The organism is Alicyclobacillus sp. CIJ1, assembly GCF_057538885.1.
Map to the genome: position 1 here is coordinate 123,096 of NZ_BAAJPH010000117.1, position 12,344 is coordinate 135,439.

General features: G+C 60.6%; 10 protein-coding genes. 5 read left to right on the forward strand and 5 right to left on the reverse strand.

Annotated elements, in window-relative coordinates; genetic code table 11:
- Nucleotides 1-6: 6 nt before the first annotated feature.
- From hydA to AC27E8_RS09530, 4 genes are all read right to left on the reverse strand, one after another.
- Nucleotides 7-1,449 carry a dihydropyrimidinase gene (gene hydA / locus AC27E8_RS09515; protein WP_487099174.1) on the reverse strand — a complete coding sequence of 481 codons (1,443 nt, stop codon included), beginning with the start codon at nt 1,447-1,449 and terminating at the stop codon, nt 7-9.
- Between the two features lie 16 nt (nt 1,450-1,465).
- Entirely contained in the window at nt 1,466-2,941 is a 1,476-nt protein-coding gene (locus AC27E8_RS09520; RefSeq protein WP_487099173.1) for an NCS1 family nucleobase:cation symporter-1, read from the reverse strand.
- Nucleotides 2,942-3,120: 179 nt separating this feature from the next.
- A complete protein-coding gene (locus AC27E8_RS09525; RefSeq protein ID WP_487099172.1) occupies nt 3,121-4,362 on the reverse strand; it encodes a M20/M25/M40 family metallo-hydrolase in 1,242 nt (413 codons plus the stop codon).
- A complete protein-coding gene (locus tag AC27E8_RS09530; RefSeq protein WP_487099171.1) occupies nt 4,346-5,707 on the reverse strand; it encodes a 5'-deoxyadenosine deaminase in 1,362 nt (453 codons plus the stop codon). Before AC27E8_RS09530 ends, AC27E8_RS09525 begins: the two co-directional genes overlap by 17 nt.
- 196 nt (nt 5,708-5,903) lie before the next feature.
- Here AC27E8_RS09530 and uraD point away from each other — a divergent pair, with 196 nt between their 5' ends.
- The 3 genes from uraD to uraH are packed head-to-tail and all read left to right on the forward strand — an operon-like array spanning nt 5,904 to nt 7,764.
- Entirely contained in the window at nt 5,904-6,404 is a 501-nt protein-coding gene (uraD, locus tag AC27E8_RS09535; protein ID WP_487099170.1) for a 2-oxo-4-hydroxy-4-carboxy-5-ureidoimidazoline decarboxylase, read from the forward strand.
- Nucleotides 6,405-6,421: 17 nt separating this feature from the next.
- Nucleotides 6,422-7,405 (forward strand): factor-independent urate hydroxylase, encoded by a 984-nt coding sequence (gene pucL, locus AC27E8_RS09540; RefSeq protein WP_487099169.1) that lies wholly within the window; start codon nt 6,422-6,424, stop codon nt 7,403-7,405.
- Nucleotides 7,402-7,764 (forward strand): hydroxyisourate hydrolase, encoded by a 363-nt coding sequence (gene uraH, locus AC27E8_RS09545; protein WP_487111461.1) that lies wholly within the window; start codon nt 7,402-7,404, stop codon nt 7,762-7,764. Before pucL ends, uraH begins: the two co-directional genes overlap by 4 nt.
- Here uraH and AC27E8_RS09550 read toward each other — a convergent pair.
- Complete coding sequence (locus AC27E8_RS09550; protein ID WP_487099167.1) at nt 7,761-9,410, reverse strand: PucR family transcriptional regulator; 1,650 nt, start codon at nt 9,408-9,410, stop codon at nt 7,761-7,763. The two genes, uraH and AC27E8_RS09550, sit on opposite strands and share 4 nt — an antisense overlap.
- 184 nt (nt 9,411-9,594) lie before the next feature.
- Here AC27E8_RS09550 and allB point away from each other — a divergent pair, with 184 nt between their 5' ends.
- Nucleotides 9,595-10,989 (forward strand): allantoinase AllB, encoded by a 1,395-nt coding sequence (gene allB / locus AC27E8_RS09555; RefSeq protein ID WP_487099166.1) that lies wholly within the window; start codon nt 9,595-9,597, stop codon nt 10,987-10,989.
- A gap of 4 nt (nt 10,990-10,993) precedes the next feature.
- The gene (locus AC27E8_RS09560; protein ID WP_487099165.1) at nt 10,994-12,271 is read left to right on the forward strand and encodes a hydantoinase/carbamoylase family amidase; all 1,278 of its coding nucleotides are present in this window, start codon (nt 10,994-10,996) and stop codon (nt 12,269-12,271) included.
- The last annotated feature ends 73 nt before the right edge of the window (nt 12,272-12,344 follow it).

The window sequence follows — 12,344 nt, forward strand, 5'->3', positions numbered from 1 at the left end:
GCCCGTTCATGCGTCGACGAGTTCCGCCTGAAGCTGGCGCGAGTCGTCGAAAGGCACTTTCTCTCCGTACGCGGCGGAATACGGGCTGCATGGTACAAATCGCCCGTCCTGCAAGGTACCCACGTACTTCCCCTCTTGGACGATCACGTTTCCTCGAAGCAGGACCCACTGCGGCTTTCCCTGCACGACAAACCCTTCGTACGCGTTGTAGTCGCTGTTTTGATGCTGCGTTTGTGCCGTGATCGTGGTGCTGCCGGACGGATCGTAGATGAGAAGATCCGCGTCTGCGCCCACGGCGAGCGTCCCTTTCCGCGGGTACAGGCCCATCAGTTTTGCGGGTTGGGTGGAGATGAGATCCACCATGCGAGACAACGAGATTCTTCCTTGGCTCACGCCGTAGGTGTAGATGAGCTGCACCCAGTTTTCAATGCCATTCAGTCCGTTCGGGATCTTGCGGAAGTCGTCCCTGCCCATGTGCTTCTGCTCACGGAAATTGAACGAGCAGTGATCCGTCCCGATGGTCTGCAGAACGCCTTCGGCCAAGGCCGTCCAGAGCGCCTCCTGATGCGACGCATGGCGGAGAGGAGGAGAACACACGTACTTGGCACCCTCAAATCCAGGCAGCGCCAGATAAGATTCGTCGAGCAGCAGATACTGTGGGCAGGTCTCTCCGTACACGCGCTGTCCACGGTGACGCGCGCGCCGAATCTCTTCCATTGGCTCGCGCCCAGTCACGTGTACAATGAAGAGCGGTGCGTCGGCAAGTTTCGCAAGCGCAATGGCTCGCCGCGTCGCCTCGGCCTCCACTTCCAGCGGACGACTTTCTGCGTGATATCGAGGCGCTCGTTTGTTGGCTTCATACAGCCGATCTTGCAGCAGCACGACCGCATCTCCGTTTTCTGCGTGCACCATGACGAGCGCACCGACCTCGCGCGCGGCCAAGAGCGTCTGGAATAGCGCCGTATCGTCCACCATCATCTCGCCCTTGTACGCCATGAACACCTTGACGGTTGTGACGCCGCGTTTCACTGCCTCGGGGATTTCCGCAATCACCTCCGGCCGAGGGTCCGTGATGGCAACGTGAAGGCCATAGTCAATCGCGGTGCGGCCATCGGCCTTGTTTCGCCATGTTTCAATGGCCTCCACTAGCGTGCCCCCACGCCGCTGAATGGCGAAGTCCACAATCGTTGTAGTTCCTCCGATAGCAGCCGCAATCGTTTCCGTGTCCCAATCCGCGCTCACTGTGCCGTTAAACGGCATTCCCATGTGCGTGTGCTCGTCGATGGCGCCGGGCATGACGTACATGCCCGGCGCATCGATGATGTGAGCTTCGCCCGAAGGCCTTACAAGACCCACCTGGCGGATGACGCCGTCCTCAATCCACACATCTCCCACAAACACGTCCGACGCCGTCACAATCATCCCGCCGCGAACCCAAACTGCCGTCACGTCGCTCGCCTCCTGCCTACTCGATGTCCCCGACGAGCCAGTCGTCCTCGTGGCGCACCGGATCTTCACCCAATGTCATGAGCATCGCGTAACAGAGACCTCCCACGAAAAGCCCCAAGAACCAAGAGTAGTTGTACAATTCCGACAGAGAAGGCACCAGCAGCCCGATGAACGAGGCCAAAAGCCCTGCGCCCAGCGCAACCAAGGCCTTTGGATTCCATCCGGCGCGGTAGCGGAACCCGCCGTCCGCCGTGTAAAAGGCGTCGACTTCGTACTGCCGCTTTCGCACCAAGTAGAAGTCCGCCATCATGATGCCTGCAACAGGTCCCAGCCCACCTCCTATCGCATTGAGCACGCTGAAAATCACGCCGCCGTTGTCGTACCACGCCCAAGGGGCGAACAAAAAGCCCACGACAATCGCAATGAGCCCGGCTCGCACGAAGTTGAGCCGCTTGGGGAACATGTTGACGAGATCGTAGGCGGGTGAGACGAGATTGGCGGCGACATTGACCGACAACGTGGCGACAACCAGTGCGAGACAACCGAGCACCTGCACCACCGGATTGTGAAAGTGCCCGATGAGTTGAACCGGGTCAATCACGGCTTTGCCGAACGCGATCAAGGTACCCGAAGTAATGACAATGCTCATGAACGAGAACAGGATGGCTGTGCCCGGAAGCCCAATGGCTTGCCCCACCACTTGGTCTTTTTGCGAACGCGCAAAGCGCGTGAAATCCGGGATATTCAGCACGAGCGTGCTCCATGAGCCGATGAGCCCCGTCACGGTGAGGCCGAACACGCTCCAGAATTTCGCGCCGTGCAGTCGAGACGGCTCTGCGAACGCCGGTCCGAACCCGTGCGCGACGGATAGCGCCCAGCCTACGAGTCCGAGCCCCAAGACAATGACGAGTGGCCCGGCCCAGAGTTCGAAGTGGCGAACCCGTTCAATGCCGTGCGACACAATCCACGCGTGTAACAGCCAAAATGCGAGCACAGCAATCAGCATGTTCAAGCCCATGCCGATGACGTGATGAGCGCCGAGATGGTTCCAACCAGGAATGAGCGCGCCGAGCACGGTGGACAGCGCCTCGCTGCCCGAGTACGCCTGAATCGAGAACCAAAAGATGGCCACGAACGCCCGGAAAAAGACTGGGATTTGAGCACCTCGGTGACCGAACGCGGCCCGAGCGAGCACGGGAAAAGGCAACCCATATTTGGCTCCCGCGACACTGTTCAGGCACATCGCGAGGATGAGGATGGCGTTGGCCACCACCACGGTGAAGATGGCTTGCGAAACGCTCATGCCAAGCCCCAAGAGGCTTGCAGCCGTCTCGTACGAGACGATGTTGTGCACCATGCCCATCCACACGGTGGTGAAGTTGACCCAACTCCACGTCTTTTTTTCGGGGGAAACGGGGGCCAAGTCCTCGTTGTATAGCGACGGATCATACGGCTGTGTGAACGACGTCACGCTTTCGACCGGTTGCGCCACGGATTCTCTCCCCTTTCGAAATCGAGAATGTGATCTTGCTTCGGATCTTAGAGAGAGAACCGAACACCAGCAACCAGATATGTAATGTTATCTTACTTAAACCGCGTTTTCGTGCGATGTCTCCGAAGTGACCCGTCGACCTTTGTGCGCCATTCACAACCTATATGTCATGATATCTATCATCCATATGCAATGCCCAGGAGGTCCGCCAGCGTTCCTGCCACAACACGCGTGGCGAGGGCGAGATCGCGCAGGCTCACGCGCTCGTCCGCACGATGTCCGCGCGCATCCGCGAGGTGGCGCGGCCCTGCGCCGTACATGATGACCGGAATGCCGAAGGATGCGAAATGCCGCGCGTCCGTGTACAGCGGCACCCCCTCTGCCGGAAGGTGTTCGCCGATGACAGCGAGCGCATTCCGTTCAAGCGCTTCGTGAAGTGGCGTACCAAGAGCAAGGGGGCGCAAGCTTTCGGCGCGCAACAGTTGCGTCACCTCACAGCGCACGTCCGGGAACGGACGAACGCTCTCCGCGATGACAGCTCGCAGCTCTGCCTCGACGAGATCCAGATCCTCTTCGGGAATGACACGGCGATCCAGCCGGATCACACATGCGTCTGGCACGACGTTGGTGTGGATGCCGGCGTGGCAGGTGCCCACCACTAGCGTGGGCCGTTCAATGCCCGGCACCCGCGAACGAAGGGTGCCGATCTCGTCCCGATACCGATACAGGCGAGTCAACAAGGCGTTCCCCGCCTCCAGCGCATCCGCGCCGAGATGGGGCATGGCCGCATGGGCGGATCGCCCCGTGAGCCGGACTTCCAGGTGCAAACAGCCGTTGTGTGCCACGCCCAGGGTGTACGTCGAACCCGCGCACAGGGCGTAATCGGGCGCAATCGCGCCCCGCTCCAACAGCCGGCGCGGGCCGAGGTGACCGCCAGTCTCCTCGTCCATGTTGAAGACCAGCGCGACTCGCCCGCGCCCCGCCGCGCCGAGGCGTTTCACCGCCAGCGCCGCAAACGTGTAGACGGCGATGTCGGATTTGGATACGGCCGCCCCCCGCCCGTAGAGATAGCCGCCGTCGATCACGCCTCCATAGGGCGGGTACGTCCAGCCAAGGCCCGGAGGCACCACGTCGCCATGCGCGTTCAGGACCACTTCAGGCCCTCCGTCCCCGAACGACAGCCTGGCGATGACACTGCCGGCGGCCACCTGCCCATAACGAGCAGCCTCTTCTCCCTCGACGAGATCGGCCTCTACGGATTCGATGCCGAGCCGCTCCAAGGACACCTTCAACTTCTCCAGCATGGATCGCGCGTCGCCAGGCGGATTGTCCGTCGGCGTTTGCACCAGGGACTGAAGAAACGCCACCTCCTCGCTTATCGCGTCGTCGACCAGCCGCCACAGATCAGGCTTGCACGGCATGGCTCGGCACCCCCGTTTCCCCGAAGGCCCGCCGCATCACCCGTTTGGCGGATCGGTCGGCTCGCTTCAGAACGTCGCCGCGATCGAGCGTCAGAACCACGCCGCCCTCCATCACGATCCGCCCGTGAATGATGCTCATGACCACGTTGTCGCGCGTCGCCGAGTAGACCACGCGGCTCACGGGATCCACGCCGACGGAGGGATAGGTGTGAAAGTCTCGGAGATCCAACAGAATGATGTCCGCGAGCTTGCCGGGTTCGAGGCTCCCCATTTCGCTCGCGAGACCGGCCACGTGCGCGCCTCCCACGGTTGCCATGCGCAAAACGTCGCGCGCCGACAGCGCCAGCGCACCGCGCGTCACCTTCTGCAACATCGCGGCATACCGCATCTCGTGGAACATGTCGAGATTGTTGTTGCAGGGCGCTCCATCGGCACCCAGGCCCGTTTGGCAGCCCGACGACAAGAGCGCGGGAACATCGGCGATCCCAGAAGCCAATTTGCAATTGGAACCGGGGCAATGAGCGACGCGCACGCCGCGGCGCGCCAGGATTTGGCGCTCATGCTCATCCAGCCAGACGCAGTGAGCCAAGATGAGCCGTTCGTTCGCCAAACCCAGGTGGTCCAGATAGACCACGTTGCGCATGCCTCGGCTGGCCTCCACGAGCGCGATCTCGTCCCGATTTTCAGCCGCGTGCGTGTGAACGTCGACCTGGTACTTGAGAGACAAATCGCGGACCGCCGTGAGCAATGGCTCTGAGCACGACAACACGAAGCGCGGGCAGAACGCGTACCGAATGCGCGACTCGTCTCGGCCGTGCCACGCCTCAAGCAGGCGCACGCTCTCCTCCAGCGAAGCCTCCGTCGTCTCCTGCAGCCCGGGTGGCACGGCTTTTCCGTCATCCATCATGGCCTTGCCAGAGACGGCACGGATGCCCGTCTCTCGAATGGCGTGAAAAGCAGCCTCCGTGTGGTGCACCGTCTCCATATCCACGATGGTCGTGGTCCCGCTCCGAATCAATTCGCCAATTCCGAGCATGGCGGAGTCATAGACCGACTCCTCGTCGTGCGCCGCTTCGAGCGGCCAGATTCTCGTTCTGAGCCAATCCAAGAGTTCCAGGTCATCCGCCATGCCGCGGAACAAGGTCTGACAAAGGTGAACGTGCGTCTGCACAAATCCCGGCATCGCGACGAGCCCCTTCGCCGAGATGACGCGATCGACATCGCCCGGGTGTCCCACATCGCCCACAGCAGCGATTCGCGAGCCATCGATGAGCAAGTCTCCTTGGACGATCTCGTCGCGAGCATTCATCGTGATGATCTGCGCGTCGTGAATCCAAATCCGCATGGCCGACCTCCTGCGCGCCGGTGGCGCAAACCGATTTTCGTCGAGGATAGCAGATGGTGAGCATCTTGTGTGAGATATATTGACCAAAATGAAGCTCTTCGTTTTTGGAATCCCCATTGCGTAAGATGTATTGACGCAAACGACCGGCGCTCTGTACAATCGCACCAAGTTGCGTGGCGAGGTGAGGACAACGAGTATGGCACCGAGTGCATGGCGAGAACTGACGAAAGCCGCCTTCTTGGAGATCTACGGAGACTCCTTCGAACACTCCCCGCACTTCGCCGCCCGCCTCTATGACCTCGGCCCATTCTCCGATTGGGCGGAGGTTGAGCGCGCCGTGCGTTCCGTCGTATTCCAGGCCCCGCTGCCTGAGCAGGAGGCGCTCATTCAGGCGCATCCTCGCCTCGGCCAACAAAGTCCCATGAGCGCGTTGTCCTCACAAGAACAGCGTCAATCGGGACTCGCGAGCCTTGACCCCGAGCGAGCAGCCGAACTTCAACAGCTGACGCGAACATACGAGGAGAAGTTCGGATTCCCCTTCATTCTCTGCGTACATGGAAAGCATGCCGAGGACGTCCTCGCATCCGTCCGCGAGCGCTTGAACCAGACTCAGGAGGCCGAATTTCAGCGAGCCCTGGAAGAAATCTGTCGTATCGCACTTCAGCGCCTGAAGGCTCGAGGCGCTGTGACGCGATGATGAAGGAGGTCGTGAGGATGGAGAGCCGCTCCCCGCTCGGCATCTACTACGGAAAAGACGATGTCTACGTGTATCGCACGTGCCACACACCCCTTCGCGCCTGGACGCGGATTCACGAATCGCCTGTCGAATTTCGCAATCAGACCGTCTTTGGCGCTCGGGTCCGAATGGCCGTCGAAGGCGACGCGTTCCTGCCGTCGTTTCGCGATGGAGACAATCGGGACGTGATCGCCACGGACTCGATGAAAAATTTTCTGCTTCGGCACGCCGCACTGTACGAAGGCCCTTCACTTGATGGTTATCTTGCGTTTGCAGGGCGCCGCTTCCTCGAAACGTATCCTCACGTGCGCGCCGTAGAGCTCTACGCAGACGAACAAGTGTTTCGTCCGGTCCCCGTGCCTGGAGCGGAAGGATTCGAGGACAGCACCCTCGTCTTTCTCCACAGCCGCAACGAATGGTCCACCGCCGAACTCCGCATGGAACGCCGTCCGGACGGAACCCCTTGCGTGGTATGGCATCGATCCGGCCTGGACGGTCTGCACCTGATCAAGATCCGCGGCAATTCGTTCGTCGGCTACATCCGCGACGAATACACCACTTTGCCGGAAGACGCCAACCGGCCCCTGTACGTGTTTCTCAGCGCTCGGTGGACATACGTCGATTTCCAGAGCGCGCTTTCGGATCAAGCGACAGGGTACGTCCTTGCGGAGCAAATCCGCGATCTCGCAGGAGCGGTCTTCCACGCCCTGAATACGCGGTCCATCCAACACCTGATCCACCGGATCTGCGCGCTAGCGCTGGTCCGTTTCCCGCAGCTCGAGTCCATCACGTTCCAATCGCAGAACCGGACGTGGGAGCGCATTGTCGAAACAGCAGACGGACGCGGACAAGTCTACACCGAGCCCCGCCCGCCTTTCGGCTTTCAGGGAATCACCATGACGCGGGACGACCTGGCGGAACAATGGCCACACTTCGAGGCGGAATGGGAGACCGCAACATGATTCGCGGGTGTATCACGACGCACATTCTCGATCTCGCCCTGGGAGCTCCTGCTAGCGGGATTGAGGTGGAACTCTGGCGTCTTGTTCCACAAAGGCAACCTTATCGCGTGAGCAAGTGCAGGACCGGACCCGATGGCCGTCCGCCCCGGCCCTTGTCAGAAGATCACGCCATCGAAACAGGGGAGTACGAAATCGTTCTTCACACAGGGGCGTACTACGCTGCAAAAGGCAGGTTAGCGAGCGAAGAAACCCTATTTCCTGTCGTACGTGTTCGATTCCACATCAGCGCACCTTCACAGCACTACCACGTCCCCGTCCTCATCACCCCGTCCAGCTTCACGGCGTATCGGGGCAGTTAGCCCCATACGCCGCACACCCGATAAGTCTGCGGATCCGCGCGAGTCATCAGCCGATGAATGTGCAGCGCCAGCCGGATCTGCAGCGTCGCATCAGGGTCTTTCAGCGACATCTTGCACAACTGCTCGCATTTGCTGAGACGGTACAAAACAGTGTTTCGATGCAAGTACAGTTGCTTGCCTGTCTCCGCCACGTTTCCGTGCAAATCGAGAAACGTGGCCAACGTATGCAGTAAGACATCTCGCTCATCCGTCGGCAGCGCGAGAATGGGCCCGAGGACGGATTTGAGGAATTCGCACAGTTTTTCACGAGGAAGAAGATGCACGAGATCTGAGAGATTTCGCACACAGGCCATTGCAATGACGGGACAGTCCCCCGCTCGGCGCTGCTCGTCTTCCAACGCGCTCCATGCGTCCTTCAGCGATCGCGCCAAACCCTCCGCGCTGCCCACTGGATTGCCAACCCCAATCGACACGGGGTATCCCATGGCTATCCAAGCCTGGGTTTGGAGGGCGCGAAACGTCTCCTCCGTTCCCACCTGGTCCTGACTGGGAAGATGGCGGACGACGGCCACATGTCGATTCCACAGGAAAACAGCCACATCTTCCCCCGCTTCCCGGAGCCATCGTTTGCTCCACTCCGCGAGCCGCTCCATTTCGCGCGACCGAGGGATGGCCGGCCGGATCTGCGTGTCGCGAGATATCACAAACGGTCTAAGCAAGACACATTGGTGCAGCGCGGCGCGGTGAATACCGTAAGGCTTGCCGGCCGTGACGATCTCGGCCTCGGTCGCAAGTTCTCCGGAGACCACCGCCTCAAAGTACGATTCCGACGCACGGCACGCGCCATCGCGCACCGCAAGCCGCTTCCCCATTTCCACAGAGAGAACGGGCATGACCTCAGCCATCATGCGTTGAAAACCCGGCAGATGACTCACGCGTCCTCCGACCGCGACCAGATACGCACACGGGTGATCGAGCCACACAGGAAAAGCCTCGACCTCGGTTCCTCGACTGCCGGATCGCACGCACATCCAAAGGCTCTTTCCCGGTTCGGCCGACACAGCTGTCCAGCGACCGGGCAACACCTCCGTCTCTCCCACGCCGTCACTCGCCGCCAACTGTTCTCCCGTCCATTCCAACAAGGCGAACGGGCGGCCGATAGCCCTTTCCAACGAGTTGAGGAGATCGTCCAAGCTCCTGCCCTCCATCATCCATCTGGCAAACTCCCTTTGCGCTCGCATCGATTCCAACCATTCAGCTGCCCGCCGGTCCATCAGATGGGCAATACAAGCCGACACAATCTCCCCCAAAGCGTATGTGTTCGGCAATTCGATCAGCGGAAACGCCGCTTCACGTGCTGCGTCCACAACTTCTTCAGGGATCGAGAACCAAAAGCGCTGGGTTTTTAATGCAAGTCCTGCACACCCCTTCTTCGTCATCTGGCGAACCAGTTCGACCAGCTTCTCGGTATCTCCTTGGAGAGCGTAAGCCGTTGTAACGAGAAGTTCGTGAGGCTTTAGGAAGTCGAGAATATCCGGCGCGTCCATCATGTTGACGGACTCGACCGTACGCCAAGCTCCCTCTTGTCCAGCAAGCCAACGAGCGCCTTCAAAAACCGGAAGCGCGAACAAGTCTGACACACGCATGGCCCTGCCCCCTCGGGTTATAAAACATAACGTTAGAGTCCGGAAACTCACGGCTATATGCGAATTATACGATGATTTTCGCGGAATTTGAGTATCAGATCTATCGATTTTCTCACATTCATCCGATTACAATGAGGCTGAACTCAAACTTTGTCATGATCATTTACATCTCCATGAAAGGACGATGCCAGTGTACGACGTCGTTCTGCGCAACGGGCTCGTCGTGACGGAATCCACTGCGCTGATGATGGATTTAGCCATTACCAATGGGCGGATTGCGGCGATGGGCTCCATTGAGGGCCGCGCGGCGGTGCAGGTGGATGTATCGGGGCACTGGGTGATGCCTGGCGTCATCGACGCACATGTACACCTCAACGAACCGGGCACCGACTGGGAGGGATTTGAGACAGGCTCCCGCGCGCTGGCCGCAGGAGGATGCACGCTGTTCGTGGACATGCCGTTGAATGGCGTCCCTCCGACGATCAACCCCGCGGCGCTCATGGAGAAGAAAGCCTGCGCAACAGGTAAGTCCGTCATCGACTTCGCGTTCTGGGGTGGGCTGGTGCCTCATCGCTTGGATGAGCTCGAGCCGCTCGCCGAGGCAGGCGTTCTCGGGTTCAAGGCGTTCCTCTCCGCGCCCGGTGGTCCCAGCGCAGACCACGGTTATGTGCAAGTCGATGACGCAACGTTGTATGAAGGGATGCGCATTCTGGCGCGATTAGGCCTCCCCTTGCTCTTGCACGCGGAGAACGGGGCCATTGCCGACGCAATCCGGAGTCAGTTGGAACGGGAGGGGCGCCTGACGGCCCGCGACTACGCAGCCTCGCGGCCCCCCGAAGTGGAGTGGGAAGCGGTGCAACGAGCGCTCACACTTGCCGAGGCGACGGGCTGCCGACTGCATTTCGTACATATCAGCACCCCGGAGTCTGTAGATCGAATTCAAGCGGCCAAGCGAAAGGGCTTGGACGTGACACTAGAAACATGCCCTCACTACCTTGCGCTGACTGTCGACGACTTTGAACGGCTTGGACCCGTGGCCAAGTGTGCACCACCCCTCCGCGATGAACAGACGCGCCTCGCACTTTGGGATCGCCTTCGTCGAGGACTCATCGACGACGTGGCGTCGGATCACTCGCCGTGTCCAATGGACATGAAACGGCCCGCATCCAGCAATTACTTCGAGGTTTGGGGTGGAATCGCCGGAGGACAGTCGACCCTGGAGGTCATGCTCGACGAAGGCCTGCGCCAAGGACTGCGACTTGTAGACGTGGCCCGCCTCACCGCGACGCATCCCGCCAAGCGGCTGGGCGTATATCCCCGAAAAGGCGTGATTCAAATTGGATCCGATGCCGATCTCGCCATCGTCAACCCGGCCGAGCGCTATACGCTGAGACCCGAACATCTGTTTCAACGCCATCGCCACAGCCCGTATATCGGCAGGACGTTCTCTTCGCGCGTAGTGCAAACGTGGTGCCGTGGCCATTTAGTGTATCAGGCACACGGAGAGCCCACATTTCCAACCGCAGGCATTGGCCAATGGATTCGGCCTACGCACTCGTCTCATGCGGAAGGGGCGTGAAAGCATGTCCATTTCTCACACGCCGAACTTGCGGCCGAGCGCTCAATCCTTGGGTCACGAAGCAGTGCATCTGCTGCAATCGTTGGCCCAATTCGGCAGCGTGCCGGAGGGGGGTATCACGCGCCTCGTCTATACCCCCGCGTGGCGGGAGGCACAAGCGTGGCTGGAACGAGAGATGACGTCCAGAGGACTCCTGACGTTCTGGGACGACGTGGGCAACCTCTACGGCCGTTCCGAAGCGGCCCCTCCCGGTGGACGCCGCATCCTCACAGGCTCTCACGTGGATACAGTCCGCCAAGGCGGACGCTTTGACGGCGCTGCCGGCATCGTGGCCAGCCTCATCGCCGTCAGTTGGCTGCGAGCCACGTACGGCCCGCCCAACTTGCCGCTAGACGTCGTGTCGTTTGCAGAAGAAGAGGGGGTGCGCTTCCCGGTCGCCTTCTGGGGATCGTCGAACGCCTTAGCGGCGGCAGAAGGCCGCGAACCAACTCCCCTGCCTCGCGTGCTCGATGAGGACGGGATCGACATCGAACGCGCCATCCGGGACGCGAATCTACCTCCCGCATCCTGGCGATCCCGACAACCGGTCGGCGCCTACGTGGAACTTCACGTGGAGCAGGGCTCGAAGCTCGAGGAGGCCGGCGTGGATATTGGTGTCGTCACCGCGATTGTCGGTCAACGGCGTTATTGGATCGAAGTCGTGGGCCGCGCGGGGCACGCGGGAACGGTATCGATGCAAGCGCGAGTCGATGCCATGGCATGCGCTTGCAGTCTGCTGAACGAACTTCTTGAACGGGCCGCGGTCATTCCAGACCTTACGCTGACGGCGGGACAGTGGCTTATCGAACCTAACGCCGTCAACGTCATCCCTGGACGGGTGACATTTTCCTTAGACGTGCGCCATCCCTCCGAGCGGCAGCTTGACCTGTTTGTTCGCGAGATAGAAAGCGTGTGCTCAAGCATCGCCGCCGACCGCCGCGCCTCCGTGCACTTGACCTCGTGGATGAAGCAGTCCCCCGTGCCGATGGATCCATCCATCGTCTCACTGATCTCAAGCGTCAGCAACGATGCGGGATGGAGTTCCATGCCCCTTCTCAGTGGAGCAGGCCACGACGCGCAGACGTTTGCGGGCAGCGTGCCGTGCGGGATGATTTTTGTCCCGAGTCGAGGCGGCGTCAGCCATGCGCCGGATGAATTCACATCGGGCGACGCACTCGGGCGCGGAATCGACGTCCTCATCCGCGTGCTCTACGCGCTGGCGTACGAGTCGTATCTCCCTTAACCTAAACCTGCGTGTCCTTGTCAGCGACAGGAGGCCACCGCCGTAGGGCGGCAGCCCCCTGTCGTGTTTCCGG